General features: G+C 44.8%; 21 protein-coding genes. 3 read left to right on the forward strand and 18 right to left on the reverse strand.

The window, feature by feature from the left end; all coding sequences use genetic code 11:
* Positions 1–135: 135 nt before the first annotated feature.
* Positions 136–1353 carry an ROK family protein gene (locus AB4512_RS15550; protein WP_017062140.1) on the reverse strand — a complete coding sequence of 406 codons (1218 nt, stop codon included), beginning with the start codon at positions 1351–1353 and terminating at the stop codon, positions 136–138.
* A gap of 319 nt (positions 1354–1672) precedes the next feature.
* On the opposite strand from AB4512_RS15550, the gene pyk reads away from it, so the two are divergent.
* Positions 1673–3121 (forward strand): pyruvate kinase, encoded by a 1449-nt coding sequence (gene pyk, locus AB4512_RS15555; protein ID WP_017062141.1) that lies wholly within the window; start codon positions 1673–1675, stop codon positions 3119–3121.
* A 159-nt stretch (positions 3122–3280) separates the two neighbouring features.
* Here pyk and AB4512_RS15560 read toward each other — a convergent pair whose 3' ends face one another.
* Together AB4512_RS15560 and AB4512_RS15565 are read right to left on the reverse strand one after the other, a co-directional pair.
* The gene (locus AB4512_RS15560) at positions 3281–4495 is read right to left on the reverse strand and encodes a patatin family protein (protein ID WP_017063485.1); all 1215 of its coding nucleotides are present in this window, start codon (positions 4493–4495) and stop codon (positions 3281–3283) included.
* Between the two features lie 41 nt (positions 4496–4536).
* Positions 4537–4626, reverse strand: coding sequence for a YnhF family membrane protein (locus AB4512_RS15565; protein WP_100214626.1), 90 nt, complete (start codon positions 4624–4626; stop codon positions 4537–4539).
* A gap of 145 nt (positions 4627–4771) precedes the next feature.
* Here AB4512_RS15565 and AB4512_RS15570 point away from each other — a divergent pair, with 145 nt between their 5' ends.
* Positions 4772–5365, forward strand: a complete 594-nt coding sequence (locus tag AB4512_RS15570; protein ID WP_017067207.1) for an outer membrane beta-barrel protein — start codon at positions 4772–4774, stop codon at positions 5363–5365.
* Between the two features lie 92 nt (positions 5366–5457).
* Here the strand turns inward: AB4512_RS15570 and AB4512_RS15575 are convergent, their stop codons facing one another.
* The 15 genes from AB4512_RS15575 to yceD all read right to left on the reverse strand — a co-directional run bounded on the left by AB4512_RS15575 (position 5458) and on the right by yceD (position 18563).
* On the reverse strand, positions 5458–5862 hold the full coding sequence (locus AB4512_RS15575) for a hypothetical protein (RefSeq protein WP_017062144.1): 405 nt from the start codon (positions 5860–5862) through the stop codon (positions 5458–5460).
* A 229-nt stretch (positions 5863–6091) separates the two neighbouring features.
* Positions 6092–7522, reverse strand: a complete 1431-nt coding sequence (ptsG, locus tag AB4512_RS15580; RefSeq protein WP_017062145.1) for a PTS glucose transporter subunit IIBC — start codon at positions 7520–7522, stop codon at positions 6092–6094.
* A gap of 445 nt (positions 7523–7967) precedes the next feature.
* Positions 7968–8735, reverse strand: a complete 768-nt coding sequence (locus tag AB4512_RS15585) for a TatD family hydrolase (protein ID WP_136978354.1) — start codon at positions 8733–8735, stop codon at positions 7968–7970.
* On the reverse strand, positions 8726–9691 hold the full coding sequence (locus tag AB4512_RS15590) for a DNA polymerase III subunit delta' (RefSeq protein ID WP_017062147.1): 966 nt from the start codon (positions 9689–9691) through the stop codon (positions 8726–8728). Before AB4512_RS15590 ends, AB4512_RS15585 begins: the two co-directional genes overlap by 10 nt.
* Positions 9692–9697: 6 nt before the next feature.
* A complete protein-coding gene (tmk, locus tag AB4512_RS15595; protein ID WP_017062148.1) occupies positions 9698–10330 on the reverse strand; it encodes a dTMP kinase in 633 nt (210 codons plus the stop codon).
* 10 nt (positions 10331–10340) lie between these two features.
* Positions 10341–11357, reverse strand: coding sequence for an endolytic transglycosylase MltG (mltG, locus tag AB4512_RS15600; protein WP_017062149.1), 1017 nt, complete (start codon positions 11355–11357; stop codon positions 10341–10343).
* Positions 11354–12232, reverse strand: coding sequence for an aminodeoxychorismate lyase (pabC, locus tag AB4512_RS15605; protein WP_372175156.1), 879 nt, complete (start codon positions 12230–12232; stop codon positions 11354–11356). The genes mltG and pabC overlap by 4 nt, the downstream gene beginning before the upstream one ends.
* A gap of 104 nt (positions 12233–12336) precedes the next feature.
* Complete coding sequence (gene fabF, locus AB4512_RS15610) at positions 12337–13581, reverse strand: beta-ketoacyl-ACP synthase II (RefSeq protein ID WP_010437291.1); 1245 nt, start codon at positions 13579–13581, stop codon at positions 12337–12339.
* A 93-nt stretch (positions 13582–13674) separates the two neighbouring features.
* The gene (acpP, locus tag AB4512_RS15615; protein WP_004737381.1) at positions 13675–13908 is read right to left on the reverse strand and encodes an acyl carrier protein; all 234 of its coding nucleotides are present in this window, start codon (positions 13906–13908) and stop codon (positions 13675–13677) included.
* A gap of 166 nt (positions 13909–14074) precedes the next feature.
* On the reverse strand, positions 14075–14809 hold the full coding sequence (gene fabG, locus AB4512_RS15620; protein WP_029235138.1) for a 3-oxoacyl-ACP reductase FabG: 735 nt from the start codon (positions 14807–14809) through the stop codon (positions 14075–14077).
* A gap of 25 nt (positions 14810–14834) precedes the next feature.
* Positions 14835–15758 (reverse strand): ACP S-malonyltransferase, encoded by a 924-nt coding sequence (fabD, locus tag AB4512_RS15625; protein ID WP_017063479.1) that lies wholly within the window; start codon positions 15756–15758, stop codon positions 14835–14837.
* Positions 15759–15838: 80 nt separating this feature from the next.
* Positions 15839–16789, reverse strand: coding sequence for a beta-ketoacyl-ACP synthase III (locus tag AB4512_RS15630; RefSeq protein ID WP_017054985.1), 951 nt, complete (start codon positions 16787–16789; stop codon positions 15839–15841).
* Between the two features lie 5 nt (positions 16790–16794).
* Positions 16795–17820 (reverse strand): phosphate acyltransferase PlsX, encoded by a 1026-nt coding sequence (gene plsX / locus AB4512_RS15635; RefSeq protein WP_372175157.1) that lies wholly within the window; start codon positions 17818–17820, stop codon positions 16795–16797.
* A 9-nt stretch (positions 17821–17829) separates the two neighbouring features.
* Positions 17830–18000, reverse strand: coding sequence for a 50S ribosomal protein L32 (gene rpmF, locus AB4512_RS15640; RefSeq protein WP_004737376.1), 171 nt, complete (start codon positions 17998–18000; stop codon positions 17830–17832).
* A gap of 35 nt (positions 18001–18035) precedes the next feature.
* Positions 18036–18563 (reverse strand): 23S rRNA accumulation protein YceD, encoded by a 528-nt coding sequence (gene yceD / locus AB4512_RS15645; protein WP_017062153.1) that lies wholly within the window; start codon positions 18561–18563, stop codon positions 18036–18038.
* A 149-nt stretch (positions 18564–18712) separates the two neighbouring features.
* On the opposite strand from yceD, the gene AB4512_RS15650 reads away from it, so the two are divergent.
* A complete protein-coding gene (locus AB4512_RS15650) occupies positions 18713–19294 on the forward strand; it encodes a nucleoside triphosphate pyrophosphatase (RefSeq protein WP_017067204.1) in 582 nt (193 codons plus the stop codon).
* Positions 19295–19432: the final 138 nt, after the last annotated feature.

Genomic DNA, 19432 nt, shown 5'->3' on the forward strand with positions numbered 1-19432 from the left:
ACAATAGCCTACTTCAATAGGTTAAAGCAAAGCGCCAATGCACAGAATGCTTAAACTAAGTACAACAAATGATGTTATACAAAGCTTAAGTACATGGAAAGGTTCAAGGTAAGGCTACAAGACGAGAAAAAGGGGTTAACCTTCAATAACTTTCATTAACAGTTGGCCATCGTATAAGGCCTGCTTGATGAGCGCAGCACCTGGCATGGTTGCCTGCTTATAAAAACGAGATTCCACCAGCTCTAAGTCTTTATGGTAAACCGATAGACTCTGCTCTTCGATACACTTTTGAATCGCCGGGTATAACACGCTCTTCGCCTGATTGATAACACCACCCACCAAGATTTTCTCTGGGTTGAACAGGTTAATCACAATCGCAATCGCAGAACCTAGATAACGGCCTAACTGTTCAATCACTTCGACAGCCAGCGGATCCCCATTAGCAGCGGCAGCACAGATCTGTTCAATAGTGACGTCTTCAAACACCGTTAGCGTTGATTCTTCACCATTTACCAATCGCTCTTTGACTTGCTCACGGATTGCCTGAGAACTCGCCACCGTTTCTAAACAGCCTCGATTACCACAGTGGCAAAGCTTGCCTTCTTTATCGATCTGGATATGCCCCAACTCACCGATGTTACCGTGACGTCCTTGCAGAACGCGACCATCAAGAATGATCCCGGCACCTAAACCGTGGTGAATCGAGATAAGAACAGAGTTGTCGTTGTCTTGTGAGTTACCAAACAGCTTTTCTGCTAATGCCCACGCTCGGGTATCATTGGCAATAAAAACTGGCAAACCGGTTTCTTTGTAGATCTCCGGCCCCAACGCTAAGTTTTCAACGTTATAGTGCGGCATCTGCAACACAATACCTTGCTCTGAATTCACCAGACCTGGCAGTGTGATAGCGATACTCGTCACCCTGTCGAGTTGCTCGGCATAGGTTTGGAAGAACTCATCGATTTCATGGAGAAGACGCGCAAGCACATCGTCTTGATCACGTTCATGGATATCAATCTTGGTATCGATAAGCACGTCGCCGCCCAATTCATGGAGCGCGATCGTCAAGTATCCGCGACCAAGACGCATCGACAAAAATTGCCAACCTTCGTTATTGGTTTGCAGACCGACAGCAGGACGCCCACGAGTCGTGGCTTCTTGAACCGTCGTTTCGTGAATAAGGTGAGCTTCAATGAGTTCACGGGTAATTTTAGTAATACTCGCCGGAGCCAACTCACTTTGCTTGGACAGATCGATACGAGAAATAGGACCTTTAAGGTCAATTAGTTTATATACACGACCAGCATTGACCTGTTTGATATGATCAATATGGCCCGGTTGAGCCATGTACATTTTACGCTCCAGAAATCATCAACGAGGTAATTTTTTTACTTTGCGAAGTAATTGTGAAGTCACTTGGTATATCGCCGTGACCAGTATCACGTATATACATGAATCTTTGTGTATCGAGTCAAATAGTTCGAGGAAAATTAACACCCACATCGATAATTTGCGACTTAATTTTCAGAATAAAACATCGTATTTGAGCCCTGAATTCAATAATTAAAGGCAAATCAAGAAATATCCTCCTAGCTCCCAATAAATTATCAATTAATGCATATACTTAATTCAGTCTTTTAAAAGATTACTTGGCCTCACTCTAGGAGTATTCATGACAGCCGAATTAAGAAAAACGAAAATCGTCACAACGCTAGGCCCTTCTACTGATAAAGGTAACGTGCTTGAAGAGATCATCAAAGCCGGTGCCAATATTGTTCGTATGAACTTCTCTCACGGCACCAGCGACGACCATATACAACGCGCAGAAAAAGTCAGAGCAATAGCAAAAAGACACGGTACTCAAATCGCCATTCTCGGAGACTTACAAGGTCCCAAGATTCGTGTGTCGACATTCAAAGATGGCAAAATCCAACTTGCCGTAGGCGACCTGTTCACTCTCGATAGCAGCCTAGGTTTAGGTGAAGGCAATCAAGAAGCCGTTGGCCTTGATTACAAAGAACTGCCTAACGACGTATCCGCCGGCGATATACTGTTGCTTGACGATGGTCGTGTTCAACTCAAAGTAACCAAAGTGGAAGGCTGTCGCGTTCATACCGAAGTCATCATTGGCGGCCCACTCTCAAATAACAAAGGCATCAACAAAAAAGGGGGTGGCCTTTCCGCAGAAGCGCTAACAGAAAAAGACAAGCGCGACATCGTCACCGCCGCACAAATCAAAGTGGATTACCTAGCGGTGTCTTTCCCTCGTAATGGTGAAGACATGCACTATGCTCGTCAGCTTGCACGAGAAGCCGGCTTAGAAGCTCACCTCGTCGCAAAAGTGGAGCGAGCAGAGACAGTAGCTACAGTTGAGAACATGGATGACATCATAATGGCCTCAGATGTGGTCATGGTGGCTCGTGGTGACCTCGGAGTGGAAATTGGCGACCCTGAGTTAGTCGGAGTACAAAAACAGCTTATACGCCGTGCCAGAGCGCTTAACCGAACTGTCATCACCGCAACTCAGATGATGGAATCAATGATTTCTGCGCCAATGCCAACCCGTGCCGAAGTTATGGATGTTGCCAACGCCGTACTCGATGGCACCGATGCTGTGATGCTGTCTGGTGAAACTGCAGCTGGTGACTACCCAGTCGAGACCGTAAAATCGATGGCTGAAGTCTGTATTGGTGCGGAAAAAATGGCAGGCATTAATAACCAATCCAATTACCGTATTGACCGCACCTTTGTTACTGCCGAAGAAACCGTTTCGATGGCGACCATCTACTCTGCAAACCATATGGAAGGCATTAAAGGCGTTGTCACTCTCACCGAGTCAGGCCGCACCGCACTGATGATGTCTCGCCTGAGTGCCGACATGCCGATCTACGCGCTGTCTCGTAACGAAGGAACGCTTAATCGCTGTACCTTATACCGAGGTGTGACACCAATCTACTTCGAGACAGAAGCCGAAGACAGCTTTGACATTGCACTATCTACACTCACTTGCTTGAAAGAGAAAGGACACCTTAAGTTTGGTGACCTAGTGATCGTCACTCAAGGCGACATTATGGATGTAGCAGGGTCAACCAACTGTATGAGAATCTTGCCTGTCACCTAATATTTGACCTTAAGGCGAAACGATTCGCCTAATCTCAAAAACTTAAAAGGGTTATCGAACCAAGTTCAATAACCCTTTTTCATTTCAGAACACGACTCACTAAAATCTGCTTAAACAGCATAACGAGCTCACAGCATGCTAGCTCATCAACTTCGGGAATTAGTTACCCGCAGCAATGGTGGCTAACTGTGGCATATGCGAGTTGCGAGCGTTTTCCGTTGAGGTATAGGTCTCCACAAATCGGTAACCGGCTTCTAAACCCAATTCGTAATCATGCAGTAAATCATCTTTATGACTCATTAATGAGCTCGATTTAAGCGTTTGACTAGGTGCTATCTGAACCACAAACGCGTCGTCTGGTGGCGAATTCAAAAAATCCTGAGTCAATGAGTAGGTCTGATAATGCACCATCAGCATGTCAGCCAACCCTGAATCAAACTTATCTCCGATTAAATGACTTAAGCGATAAATATCATCTGCACCAAATAGCCAGCGACCACCGTTCAGCAGGTCTAAATGCCCACGGTCACGCTTCTGCTCTTTTGAGCGCATAATTTGTTGTTGGAAGAAAGAGGTCCAGTCGGTTTTCCACTGTTCCACTTTCTGTTGCCAATGGCCTTGAACACTGTCGAAAGATTCGCGGAACCACTCCAGTTCTTCTGCAGATATAGGTTTAGGCGCTTTGACTGAAGATCCCTTAACTGGTGCTTCAACCAAATGGGTATTACCTTCCTCCACCACTGGCTCAGTACGAATCACCACAATAGAACGAGCTTGTCTTCGCCACGCTTCCTGAACTGGGATACACGCCGATACACCACCGTCCACATAAGCACTGTCACCAATAAAGACTTCGTCATTGTACAAGCGAGGAATAGCACAGGTCGCAATCATCACCTTGTACCAATCTTCGCCCAATAATGGGAAGTAGTGGTCTCGTAAGTCTTTGGAATCCGTTACAGCCGCATAGAAGTGGCGATCGCCTAGCGTTTGTCGCCCTAAATCCAGATCGAGCTTATATGGGTAAGCCATGATTTGTTCTAGCGCCCATTCTAATCCTAGGTTCTTTCTGTGTCGTATATAGGAAAAGAGATTGAAGAACTCTGGTGAGGTTGTGAGGTCGAGAACAAAAGAACGTCCAAGGCCTTTATCACGGCACAGATAAGCACATAAGTTGAGAGCACCTGCTGAGGTACCAAAAAATTCGTCGAAGGGGTCAAAATTTGAGAGAAGAAAGGCATCCAGCACTCCAGAAGTAAAAATACTTCTCTGTCCGCCACCTTGAGCGACCAGTGCTGTTTTTCCAGCAATAAACTTAGCGTAATAATCCAAGTCTATTGCTGTATCAATATTGGTTATAATCCCACTATTCATTATTCCCTGAGTATCAAAACTCAGCCTCGCAATAGATGGTATTAACTACCAATCGCAATAAAGCCAAATGAAAGAATGATCATGTAGATAAACACGGTAATTTGTAGGGCATTTTTCAGATTATGGTCCATAGACACCTCTGGTTTATTATTAATTTGTCGAGTCTCTATTTAAGTACTATCAGGTGTGTGAAGTATCTTCAAGAATCGTCGAAATTAGTCGCACAATATTGATGTAACCATCACAATTAGTAAGTGTATGGATAAGGATATACTCATGAATAACAAAGCAAATATGATGGCACTGATTACGCTTCTCTCCGTTTCAAGCGCGTATGCTTCGCCGGAGATCATCATTACACCTATGGTAGGTTATACCGGCGGTGGCAGTGTCGAAGACCAGGACGGTAAAACCTATGACATGAAAGGCTCTGAAAATTACACCTTTGCCATTGAAACGCCACTTGAAAAAGGACGCATCGGCTTCTTCTACTCCAATCAGAGCTCGGAATTAGAAACGCTTAACCTAAGCTCCTCCATCCAATACCTGCACCTTCAAAGCAGCATCTACTACCCTGCTTCGCCTGTGTTGTCGGGTTATCTAGGGCTAGGCCTGGGTGCTTCTTACGTCGATGTAGACTGGGCAAAAGATAAGTATGGATTCTCAACTTCTATCTTTGGTGGCTTAGAGTACAAATTTAGTGACCGACTAGCGTTGAACACACAAGTACGTTGGTTAGGCACGGTTGTCGACAACGATACCTCCGGTGTTTGTAATATCCCAAATAACGGGCAAGAGTGCATCATTCGCTTTGATACCGACTGGATGAACCAATTCCAAGCCAATGTCGGACTGAGTTTTACTTTCTAAGCGGCTCAATGAAGCAAAAATATAAGATCGGCCCAAACTAAAAAACCAGCTAAATGCTGGTTTTTTCATTATTAAAACGGTTTTAGTTCAGGTTAGAACTTATAGGTAACACCTAAAGCGCCGCCCACTTGCAACTCAACACCTTTATACATATCGAGTTCAGGGTGAACTTGAGCGTAAGCATTCCAACCTTCGTAGAAATTCACTTTCACGCCTAACGGCAAGCGTAAGCCAAAGTCGTCATTCCATTCAGCCCAAGCACCAGCACCGACGTACCAGCTCAACGGAGCTTCAGTCTCGAACTGACCACGCTTCAAAATGTAATCAAAGGCAGCGCCGTCATTGCCAATCGTAGCACGGTATTTCTGATCAAATTCCACAACGACACTCAGGTCTTGGTCAATGGCGAGTCCAACTTCCAAAGCTGGAGCTTCAGAAGCTTGAGCAAACGAGGCTCCGCTGCAGCACATAAGGCCGATCAAGTAACGATGTTTCATAATATTCTCAGACTGTACTTAAAAAACGGAAGTCTACTGGAATCTCAGCAAAAGGTGTCATCGCTGGGTAAAAGATAAAAGACACGAAAAATTTGGGAACGACCATCAAATGATCGAGTTGAATGATAAGTACCTGAGTTAATGGAGATTAAGCACAATAGATCTTTCATAGAGCAGAAAACAAAAAAGGAGGCCTTTCGGCCTCCTTTCAATTTATTGAATCAGAGAATTAACCGTTGTTACGGATCCACTCATCCATGTCTGTCTTAAGGTTGTCAGACTTAGTACCGAAGATAGCTTGTACGCCACCCGCTACTACTACAACACCTGCAGCGCCTAGTTTCTTCAGCTTGTCTTGGTCAACAAGAGCTGTATCAGCTACTGCAACACGTAGACGAGTAATACAAGCGTCAAGACCAGTGATGTTCGCTTTGCCACCGAATGCAGCAACTAGCTCACCAGCAAGTTCAGAACCAGTCGCAACTGACTCTTCTTCAGTCTCGTCTTCACGGCCTGGAGTTTTAAGGTCTAGAGCTTTAATCACAGTGCGGAATACGATGTAGTAAATTGCAGCGTAAGCAATACCACATACAACCATTAGGCCCATCTTAGACGCGTTGCCAGATAGAACTAGGAAGTCGATTAGACCGTGTGAGAAAGATGTACCGTGTACAAAACCTAGAGTGTTCGCAAGAACGTATGCAGAACCAGCTAGTAGAGCGTGGATTGCGTACAGTACTGGAGCAACGAATAGGAAAGAGAATTCGATTGGTTCAGTGATACCCGTTAGGAATGAAGTCAACGCAGCAGAAGCCATGATGCCCATTACTTTAGCGCGGTTTTCAGGCTTAGCTGAGTGTGCAATCGCGATTGCAGCAGCAGGTAGACCGAACATCTTGAACATGTAACCACCAGCTAGCTGACCGAAGCCATTGCCCGCTGCACGAGATGCGTCATCAGCAACTAAGTAACAAGTAAGAACACCGTTTTGAGTTTCACCAGCAGCGTTTACACAAGTACCAGCTTCAAAGAAAAAAGGTACGTTCCAAACGTGGTGAAGACCAAATGGAATTAGAGAACGCTCAACGATACCGTAGATACCAAACGCCACTTGTGGGTTTTGGTGAGCAGCCCAATCAGAGAACGCAGAGATAGCGCCGCCAACTGGTGGCCATACTACAGATAGTAGGATTGCTAGACCAATCGCAGAGAAACCTGTGATGATTGGCACAGCACGCTTACCAGCGAAGAAGCCAAGGTACTCTGGTAGTTGAATACGGAAGAAACGGTTGAATGCCCAAGCAGCAACACCACCGACTAGGATACCACCTAGTACACCAGTATCGATTTTATCAACGCCCATTACACCAGCCATTACGCCAAGTGTAGCAGTCATGATGCCATAACCAACGATAGCAGCTAGACCCGCTACACCATCGTTGTTAGTAAAGCCAAGTGCAACACCTACTGCGAACAGTAGTGCCATTTGACCGAATACTGAACCACCAGCTTGTTCCATTAAGTTTGAAACGATTTCTGGAATGAAAGGAAGATCTGCTGCACCGACACCTAGCAAAATACCCGCAACTGGTAAAACTGATACTGGAAGCATCAGAGACTTACCAACTTTCTGCAGGCTAGCAAAAAGGTTCTTAAACATGTTTATGCTCCTGATAAAGATAAAATAATTATATTGGGTTCTAACGGCACACCCCCGTAGCCTATATGTTAGCACCCTGCGAAAATGTAACCATGTATTGCATTATATTTTCTGCCGCTAAATATATATTGATGGGGAACTAACTTTCTAGTCACTTACGAAATTTAGTTCCAAAACACGTCTTGGATCACATGTCAAATCTAGAAATGCAATGCTTTACAAGTGTTTAATGCATTGAAATATATAAGTATTTTTCAAGAGCCCTATTATTTTACTGGGTAAATAAAATAGGAGCGAATGTTATTTTTAGTAACAAAATTACAAATGTTATAATTAGCGCTCTCAAGTTCAACATAATTCGTAAACATTAAAAAAAAACGTATTTTTGGTGATCAAAAACACAAAAAGGGAGCTTTTGCTCCCTTTTATTTGTTTAGTTAGTTTTTTATCGCAAAAAAAGTTTTCGGTAATTTTTGGTTGTTTGTTCAGCAACCTCTTTCATTGACAGCCCTTTCAGCTGCGCGATATAAGCCGCCACTTCGACGACATATGCAGGCTGATTCTGTTTACCTCGATATGGAATCGGAGCCAAGTATGGCGAATCCGTCTCGATCAGCAACCTATCTAGGGGTAGGTTTTTCACAACATCTTTAAGTTCTGTGGCTTGTTTAAAGGTCACAATACCTGAGATCGAGATATAAAAACCTAACTCCATTGCCGCTTCGGCGAACGCTTGATCTTCAGTAAAGCAATGAATCACACCACCGCACTTCTCTGCTCCACCATCGCGTAAAATAGCTAACGTATCTTCACGCGCGTTACGCGTGTGGATGATCAAAGGTTTATTAAGCTCAACAGCCAACTCAACGTGCTGCTTGAACCTGATCTGTTGTAGTTCTGCCGTCTCTGGTTGGTAGTGATAATCTAAACCTGTCTCTCCAATCGCCACAACCTTAGGGTTGCTCGCGTATTCACGCATTGTCTCTAGGCTGAAATCACTTTCAACATCGAGAGGGTGAACGCCACAAGAGGCTTTAACGTTATCAAACGGCGAGATCATCTCGAGCATATTTTCAAACGAATCGAGTGTCACACCGACAGAAAGCAATTGGTCTACATTAGCAGCCTTCGCCTTGTTAACCACATCTTCTACGCTGGTGTGTAAATCTTGGTAATCCAGTTTGTCTAAATGACAGTGGGAATCTACGAACATGTTTCCTCGCAAGTGGCTATCAGCCAATTCATTATGAGTAGCTCCGTATTGAGCCCAGGGTGTTGCTTTAACTGCTCAATCAATGTCAGCAGTTTATTCGATGCTGCATAAGCACTTTGATAAGACATCGCCTCACACAGTGCTTTCGCACTCGGAGTGAAAGCCTGATTCGCCAAACCAAAATGCAGCTTCTGTACATCTGACAATAGATGCCAAAGCCAGCCAAGTTGAATCAAAGGGTCTTTGCTAAGCTCTGTAGAGAACTTTAGCATGTCAGGTTGAGTGCCTTTTATCACATTCACAAAGCCATCGAGCGCTTTTGTTGAAGCTTCAACGCCACCTTGCTCAAACATCGCTTTTGCTTTTAAAGGCGCGTTGTCATTGAGTGCTAAAATATACTGCGGTACCGCTTTGCCCACTTCACCATCTAACCACGCTGATGCTGTCTCTAACTGCGGACTAACCACATTAAATTGCTGACAACGGCTAATAATAGTCGGCATTAAGCGATTACTGTTACGAGTAGACAGAATGAAGATGCACTTGCTTGATGGCTCTTCCAGAGTTTTCAATAGTGCGTTGGAAGCCGATTCGTTCATTGCTTCAGCAGGGTTAAGCAAAATAACGCGCAAACCACCTAACTGAGAAGACTCTTGAGCCCAGCGGTTACTGGCACGCACTTGATCAACCGTGATCGACTTACCTTCTTTCTCGGGTGAGATCACATGAAAATCAGGATGACTGCCCGACTTCATTAACTCACAGCTGTGGCAAAACCCGCACGACTCGCTTTCATAGTTCGTGCACATCAATGCGTCGGTAAGTTGGCTAATCAAAGCATCAACGCCGAGCCCTTCCGGTGCATTAACAATCACAGAGTTAGGAAAACGCTCCGCATCGAGACTTTTTTTCCACTCACTCCATACCGGTGTGAGCCAAGAATACACTTCAGCCATGACTACCTACTGTTTGTCGAGCCAAGCAGTTAGCGCGACTTTAATATCAGCGGCTACTTGCTCAATTTCTTGCTGCGCGTTAATCACAAGTACAGAATCATCTTGTTCTGCAATTTCTAGATAGCGCTCACGCGTGCGGTCGAAAAATGAGATGTCCATCTTTTCAATTCTATCAAGCTCACCACGGCCTCTAGCACGCTCTAGCCCTACTCTAGGGTCTAGGTCCAAATATAGCGTTAGATCGGGTTTAAAGCCGCCTAGCGTGGTTGCTTTCAGTGATTCCATAGTCGTGCGCGCGATCTGGCGACCACCACCTTGGTATGCCTGTGAAGACATATCATGACGATCACCCAATACCCATTGACCATTGGCGAGTGCCGGCTTGATGACGTTCTCGACTAATTGAACACGTGCTGCATACATCAACAGCAATTCAGTCATGTCTTGAAGCTTCTCGCCTTCGTGCTCTTCTTTAACCAATGAACGCATCTTTTCAGCTAAGACAGTACCACCCGGCTCGCGAGTATTAACAATATCTTCAACACCCGATGCTTTTAATGTCTCAACGATGGCATTGATTGCTGTGCTTTTGCCAGCGCCTTCAAGGCCTTCAACCACGATAAATTTCGACTGATTCATAATTATTTCTTTATCTGTTTTTTCTTAATTGCTTTAAGTAAGCTCGCACTGCACGGTTATGCTCAGTCAAACTCTTTGAAAATACGTGACCACCTGTTCCACTCGCAACGAAATACAAGTAGTTGCTCTTCTCTGGATTCAACGCCGCGTTGATAGACGCTTTGCCTGCCATAGCGATAGGTGTCGGTGGCAAGCCACTCATTGTATAGGTGTTGTAAGGCGTTGGCGTGCGTAAGTCTTTCTTACGGATGTTGCCATCGTAGCTGTCACCCATGCCATAGATAACCGTTGGGTCAGTTTGCAAACGCATACGCTTGTTTAGACGGTTAACAAACACAGAAGAAACACGCTCACGTTCTGACGCAACAGCGGTCTCTTTCTCAATGATAGATGCAAGAATTAACGCTTCGTATGGCGATTTAAGAGGCAGCTTATCCGCTCGATTTTCCCACTCTTCATTCACCACGCTCATTAGGTCTCGATGCGCGCGCTTCAACAAATCTAAATCAGTGGTGCCGTAGGTGTAGTGATACGTTTCTGCTAAGAAGAGACCTTCTAGCTTTTCGTTTTCAATACCCAACTTTTCAGCGATCTCTTTTTCAGAAACGCCATCCAATGTCTGTTGAATGAATTCGTTGTCTTTTAGCTGAACAAGCCATTCGTCAAAACGACTGCCTTCAACAAAGGTAATAGTAAACTGGTGTTCTTTCCCTTCTACAAGCACCTGTAGCGCTTGCTCTAAGGTTAAACCCGGTTCAAGCAGGAAAGTACCCGCTTTTACGTCTACAAGCTCAGGATGTAACTTACGGATTAATTTCTCGTAAGGAGAAGCCTCAAACAGCCCCTCGTTAATCAACTGGGCTAGAACGCGGTTAAAGCTGCTACCTGAAGCAACAGTCACGACTTGTGGTTTTTCTAATTGAATAACTTGTTTCAGGTTATCTTGCGCTTGGTTGTAAACATAAAAACCAGCAGCACCGGCTGCAATTAAGCACAAGATAATAAAAATAAATAACTTTTTGATCACGAGTTTAGTTGTCCTTGAAGGCTACGAGTAACGGTTCCAATGTTAAATTGGGTATCACTAATACGGGTAACTGGGGCAACCCCTAAAATGGAGTTTGTCATGAAAACCTCATCAGCTTGCATGAGTTGAGATAAGCAGTAGTCACTAATTGTAACGGAAAGTTCAGCCTGATTCAGCGCGGTTAACACTTGCTTACGCATAACCCCCGCGACACCACTTTGAGTGAGTTGAGGTGTGTATATCGACTGACCTTTGCGCCAGAACAGATTGGCCATGGTGGTTTCAATCACATTGCCCGATATATCAAGAACCACACCATCCAATTCATTAGCTTGATCCATTTCATCTTTCATCAAAATCTGCTCAAGGCGATTATTGTGCTTATGGCCAGCCAGTAGTGGGCTCAAACCTAGCGCTTGATGGCAGATACCGAGTTCAACACCGGAGTCTTGCCACGCTGAATAATGGCTTGGGTAATCAAAGGTACTGATGGTGATTGTCGGCTTGGCGATATTCTTGGTACTGTAGCCACGCCCACCCGCTCCACGACTAACGTGCAGCTTGATCCCTGCTTTTTGATTATGAGGCTTGTTGGCGTTATGGAGCTTCTTTGAACCATCAAGGCTCTTTGTGCCATGAAGAGCGTTATGTTGGATGTGTTGAAGCGCAGTATCGAGCCAAAGACTAACAACATCCCAATCAAGAGCAGAAATGCGTAGTGCTTTAAGGCACTCGTCGACACGGTGCTGATGATCGTGAAGATGTTGTATCTCACCATCACTCACGAGCATTGTCGTAAAACAGCCGTCTCCGTACTGAAACGAGCGATCCAAAATATCGATAGTTTGCTGGCTTTCTCCATCAACCCAAAACATGTTTTTCCCCATAAAAAGAAACGGCTCAATGCTAAAGCATCAAGCCGTTTAAAAACAAGTCTAATTGTGACTATCTACGAGTGTTTACGTCTTTAATAAGATGATTAAATCTTTTTGAAGATCAAACAGCCGTTTGTACCACCGAAACCGAATGAGTTACATGCAGCATATTCCATGTTGCTAACTTCACGCGCAGTGTGAGGTACTAAGTCAATATCTAAGCCTTCTTCAGGATCATCTAGGTTGATTGTTGGTGGAACAATTTGGTCAACCAGAGACATAGCCGTGATGATAGCTTCAGCAGAACCAGCAGCACCTAGAAGGTGGCCTGTCATTGATTTCGTAGAAGAAACCAATACTTGCTTGCTGCCTGCTTCGCCAAGAGCACGCTTGATGCCCTTAACTTCCGCTACGTCACCTGCAGGAGTCGAAGTACCGTGTGCGTTTACATAACCGATTTGTTCACCAGTAATGCCAGCATCACGCATAGCCGCTTCCATTGCTAGTGCGCCACCTGAGCCATCTTCACTTGGAGATGTCATGTGGTAAGCGTCACCCGACATACCGAAGCCAACTAGCTCACAGTAAATCTTAGCGCCACGAGCTTTCGCATGTTCGTACTCTTCAAGAACCATCATGCCTGCACCGTCGCCAAGAACGAAGCCATCACGGCCTTTGTCCCATGGACGAGAAGCTTTTTGAGGCTCATCGTTACGAGTAGAAAGTGCTTTAGCCGCACCAAAACCGCCCATACCTAGTGGAGTTGATGCTTTTTCAGCACCACCCGCTAGCATTGCGTCTGCATCGCCGTATGCAATCATACGAGCCGCGTGACCAATGTTATGTAGGCCAGTCGTACATGCAGTAGAAATCGCGATGTTTGGACCGCGTAGGCCACGCATGATAGACATGTGACCAGCAATCATATTCACGATCGTCGACGGTACGAAGAACGGGCTGATCTTACGAGGGCCTTTTTCAGTTAGAGCTTGGTGACCGGCTTCGATCAAACCAAGACCACCAATACCAGAACCGATAGCAACACCCACACGTGGAGCGTTTTCTTCAGTAATAGTTAGGGCTGAATCATCTAAAGCTTGAATACCTGCTGCGACGCCGTACTGGATGAACAAGTCCATCTTACGAGCATCTTTTTTAGTCATATACTCTTCGCAGTTAAAGTCTTTAACTAGACCTGCAAAACGAGTTGAGAAATTGGTTGCATCAAAATGATCGATATTAACGATACCACTTTGACCAGCTAGCAGGGCTTTCCAAGAAGATTCTACAGTGTTGCCTACCGGTGACAACATACCCATGCCAGTGACAACTACACGACGCTTGGACACGATTTTACACTCCGGGGATTGAGGTGATTTAAGATGAGGATAGATGAGTTAGATAAAACACAGGCGGTCGAGGTGACCGCCTGGGAGAGATTATTACTGAGCGCTAGTTACGTAATCGATAGCTGCTTGAACAGTAGTAATTTTCTCAGCTTCTTCATCTGGGATTTCAGTGTCAAATTCTTCTTCTAGAGCCATTACTAGCTCTACTGTGTCTAGAGAATCTGCACCTAGGTCATCAACGAAAGAAGCTTCGTTTTTAACTTCAGCTTCGTCTACACCTAGCTGTTCAACAATGATTTTCTTTACGCGTTCTTCGAGGTTGCTCATTTTTTCTTTTCCTTTACAGAGTTCGCTTTATGCGATGTTTTCCGTAGTTTATTCAATCTATTGAAAGTTGCAAGGTCAACTTTTCTGGTCAAACCACAATTTTCACGATTTTAACCGAAATTACGTATGATCTTGACTTAAATCATGCACAAATGTTGCACATAATTTACACCATGTACATACCGCCATTGACGTGAAGTGTTTCACCTGTGATATAAGCTGCCGCAGGTGACGCCAAAAATACCACAGCTTCAGCGATTTCGCGAGGATCACCTAGTCGACCTGCTGGTACATTCGCCAAAGTTGCTGCACGTTGGTCATCATTTAGCGCTTTAGTCATGTCAGTTTCGATGAAACCAGGAGCTACAGTGTTCACTGTAACGCCACGAGACGCAACTTCACGAGCCATTGATTTAGTAAAACCAATTACGCCTGCTTTTGCAGCTGCGTAGTTAGCTTGACCAGCGTTACCCATTGTACCTACTACAGAACCAACGTTTACTATACGACCTTGACGCTTCTTCATCATGCCACGCAATACAGCTTTAGACATGCGGAAGATAGGAGTTAGGTTAGTATCGATGATGTCATTCCATTCGTCGTCTTTCATACGCATCAGTAGGTTATCACGAGTGATACCTGCGTTGTTAACTAGAATGTCAATCGCACCGAATTCATCGTTGATGGTTTTCAGTGTAGCAGCAATTGAGTCTGTATCCGTTACATTAAGAGCAAGACCTTTACCGTTCTCACCAAGGTACTCGCTGATTGCAGCTGCGCCGCCTTCAGATGTCGCAGTACCGATAACTTTAGCACCACGCTCAACTAAAAGTTCAGCGATTGCACGACCGATGCCACGGCTTGCGCCTGTAACTAGTGCAACTTTGCCTTCTAAATTCATCATAACTTCTCTATTAAGTGGTTATTTACTTAGCAGCTTCTAGTGATGCAGTGTCATTAACTGCAGCAGCTGTCATAGTTTTTACGATTCGTTTTGTTAGACCAGTAAGAACTTTACCAGGGCCTAATTCAAGTAGCTTCTCAACGCCTTGCTCATTCATCGCTTGTACACCTTCAGTCCAACGAACTGGGCTGTATAGCTGACGAACAAGTGCGTCTTTAATTTTTGCAGGGTCTGTTTCAGCAATAACATCAACGTTATTGATGACAGGCAATGCTGGCGTGTTGAACTCTAGAGCTTCTAGAGCCACTGCTAGCTTATCTGCTGCTGGCTTCATCAGTGCACAGTGAGACGGCACAGAAACAGGTAACGGAAGTGCACGCTTAGCGCCCGCTTCTTTACAAAGTGCACCAGCACGCTCTACTGCAGCTTTGTTACCCGCGATAACAACTTGGCCAGGAGAGTTAAAGTTAACTGGAGACACAACTTCGTCTTGCGCAGCTTCTTCACACGCTTTAGCAATCGCTTCATCGTCTAGACCGATGATTGCGTACATTGCACCAACACCTGCAGGAACCGCTTCTTGCATCAGTTGACCACGTAGTTCAACCAGCTTGATCGCTTCTTTAAAGTCGATAACGCCAGCACATACAAGAGCAGAATATTCACCTAGGCTGTGACCTGCTAGATTTACAGGTTGCTCTAGGCCAAGCTCTTGCCATACACGCCAAATTGCAACAGACGCTGTTAATAGAGCCGGTTGAGTGCGAAAAGTTTCATTTAGATTTTCTACAGGACCATCTTGAACCAATGCCCATAGATCGTAACCAAGTGCTTCTGAAGCTTCAGCAAATGTCTTTTTAACAACATCATACTGTTCGCCTAGGTCAGCAAGCATACCGATAGCTTGAGAGCCTTGGCCTGGGAATACGATAGCAAATTTGCTCATTGTAATTTTCCTTTAAGCAAAGCAAAAAATTGAATAAGGCACATAAGTTATGTGCCTTGTTTGTTGATTATCGCTTAGGGTTAGAATTTAACTAACGCAGAACCCCAAGTGAAGCCGCCGCCAAATGCTTCAAGTAGAAGCGTTTGACCACGTTTAATTCGCCCGTCGCGAACAGCCTCATCTAGGGCCGTTGGTACGGTAGCTGCTGACGTGTTGCCGTGCTTATCAAGAGTAATCACTACTTGATCAAGCGACATCGTCAGCTTTTTAGCGGTTGCCGAGATAATACGGTAGTTCGCTTGGTGTGGAACTAACCAATCAAGCTCTGACTTATCCATATTGTTCGCCGCTAAGGTGTCTTTAACTAGCTTAGAAAGCTGAGTTACCGCCACTTTAAATACTTCGTTGCCCGCCATGTGCAGCCATTTGTCTGCATCACCGCCGCGCTCTGGTACTTCTAGGCTTAGAAGCTCACCGTATTTACCATCAGAGTAAATATGAGTAGACAAAATACCTGGCTCTTCGCTTGCGCCTACAACCACCGCGCCTGCTGCATCACCAAATAGGATGATAGTAGAGCGGTCAGTCGGATCACAGGTTTTTGACAGTGCATCAGCACCAATTACCAAAACGTTCTTACACATGCCAGTCTTGATGTGTTGATCAGCAACAGACAGTGCGTAGACAAAACCAGAACACGCTGCAGCCAAATCAAACGCAGGGCAGCCTTTGATACCAAGCTTGCCTTGTACCTGACATGCCGAAGACGGGAATGTGTGGCTACTGCTGGTTGTCGCAACGATGATTAAATCAATCTCTTCTTTGTCGATACCTGCCATTTCAATGGCATTTTCAGCAGCGTAAAACGCCATATCAGCAACGGTTTCGTTTTCCGCTGAAATACGACGCTCTTTAATACCCGTTCTAGCAACGATCCACTCATCGCTAGTCTCTACCATTTTCTCTAAGTCTGCGTTAGTACGCACCTGAGATGGCAAGTAGCTGCCAGTACCTAAAATTTTGCTATACATGAAGACTAATAATGCCTCTCGAGTAAAACCGCTTCCAAACGATCGCTAATGCGGCTGGGGACTTGTCGTTTGACCTCGTGTACTGCTTCACCAATCGCGTTGACGACTGCAGACACATCAGCACTTCCATGACTTTTAATGACAATGCCGCGCAATCCTAACAAACTTGCGCCGTTATACTGGTCGGGGTTCAAGGTTTTTAATTCAGTAAATAGCTCAGAAAACAGCATTCTGGCTATCCAACCCTTTATTGTTGAAGCCATCATGCGCGTTTTTAGCTTATCAATAAAGAGCTGAGCCGTACCTTCGCACGTTTTTAAGCAGACATTGCCCACAAAACCATCACATACGACGACATCAGCAGCATCTTGAAGTAATTGATTACCTTCAATATAGCCTATGAAGTTCACAGACTGGGTATTAGACAACATTTCAGCGCATCGTTTTACAAGGTCATTGCCTTTAATTTCTTCTGCACCGATATTCAAGATAGCGACACGTGGTGCGCGACCTAAATGTTGTCCTGCTAATGCACTGCCCATGACAGCAAACTGAAACAGTGAATCTGCGTCACTAGAAACGTTCGCCCCTAAATCAAGCATCCATGTGCGATTTCCGGATGCAGTAGGCAAAGCTGAAACCAATGCAGGCCTATCAATACCGGGAAGAAGCTTGAGTCTGAAACGGGATAAAGCCATCAGTGCGCCAGTGTTACCACCACTCACACAAGCATCAGCCTGTGATTCGGCAACCAGATCGATAGCGGCACGCATAGAGCTACCCTGACTATTACGTAAGGCTAGTGAAGGTTTTTCAGAATTGGAAATGACTCGATCACAATGCTGGATACTCAAACGAGAATCAGGCATTCGACCTAATGAAGATAATTGAGATGTGATCGCGTTTCGATCACCTATTAGAATGACTTTTAGCTCTGGGAAATACGACAGTGCCTGCACGGCGGCAGGCACTGTTACACGAGGACCGAAGTCCCCGCCCATTGCATCAAGCGCAACGGTTAGATTTTGCAAAGGTCAACCTTACTTGTTGATAACCTTTTTGCCGCGGTAGAAACCTTCGGCAGTCACGTTGTGACGTAGGTGAGTTTCACCTGAAGTTGCGTCTACAGAAAGTGCAGCTGTAGTTAGCGCATCGTGTGAACGACGCATGCCACGCATTGAACGTGATTTCTTGCTCTTTTGTACGGCCATTGACCCTACTCCTATGTAAATTCTTAAAGAAGCAATTACTTCTTTAAGCTTTTTAAAACATCAAATGGATTCGGCTTTTTGTCTTCCTCAATTTCTTCAGGAAGTTCACCAAACACCAAGTTATTTGAGTTAACGCTACATTTCGCATCGTCGTGCATTGCTATTTGTGGCAATCCAAGGATGAACTCGTCTTCAACTAATTGAATCAGGTCTAACTCACCGTACTCGTTCAGATCTACCAAATCGTACTCTTCCGGTGCTTCCTCTTCACTTTTCTCACTGTAAACAGGAGTATAAGTAAATTGGACATCGCACTCATGTGCGAAAACCTCATTACAACGTTGACACTCTAAATCGACTTCGACGTTAGCTTTACCAGAGATAACGACTAATCGTTGTTCATCAAGCCCAAATGACATTGAGACTTGCGCGTCACGTTTTACGCCTTCAGTTGCTTCAGTTAAACGCTTCAAAAGACTGACCTGGATGATACCATCCATATCGAGTCGTTTTTGAGCCGTTCTTGCCGGATCAACTGTACGCGGTATTTTTTCCTTTTGCATAGGGCGCGAATCTTATCTTCCAAATCGTGTTTAGTCAAAGGAAATGGCAAAAAAAATGTACTTTCCTGCCTTTCCTATTCAGAGCATTATGAATAGCAGGACAAGTTACGTTATCCTGAGATAAATGCTTCCTTGAATTGTAAATTAAAATGAGAAATTACCAACTAGTTTTAGCCTCTACATCACCATTTAGGCAAGAGATCCTCAAAAAACTACAGTTAAGCTTCATTACAGCCAAGCCAGACTGCGATGAAACGCCGCTTCCAGAAGAGACACCACAACAGTTGGTGATGCGCCTTGCTGAGACCAAAGCTAAGTCTTGTGTTGTGGAGCAACCTAGCTTAGTCATTGGTTCTGATCAGGTTTGCGTAATTGATGGAGAGATCATTGGTAAGCCTCACACTCGAGAAAAAGCGATCGAGCAGTTATCTCGTCAAAGCGGCAAGAGCATTACTTTTTATACTGGGCTTTCGGTTTGGAACAACGAAACCAATGAAGCTGACACACGTCTCGACACCTTTGTAGTGCATTTCCGCGATTTAACTAAGCAACAGATCATTAGTTATGTTGAAAAAGAGCAGCCTTATTACTGCGCAGGTAGCTTTATGTGTGAAGGGTTAGGCATCGCGTTGTTTAAACAGATGGAAGGGAAAGACCCAAATACTTTGATCGGCTTACCGCTGATCGATCTAGTCGATATGTTAGAAGCGCAAGGAATGGGTGTACTATAACGGATACGCTCTCTTTGTTAGAGATTCCCTACTCCTTCCTTCGTCAGTCTAGGGAATGGCGGAACACGCAATTTTATCTAACCAACTAATGATATAGAGCGTGATTTTAAAAAGTCGTCATCCTCAAGAGCGAGGAAC

This window comes from Vibrio sp. 10N.222.52.B7 (genome assembly GCF_041474275.1).
GTDB lineage: Bacteria > Pseudomonadota > Gammaproteobacteria > Enterobacterales > Vibrionaceae > Vibrio > Vibrio crassostreae_C.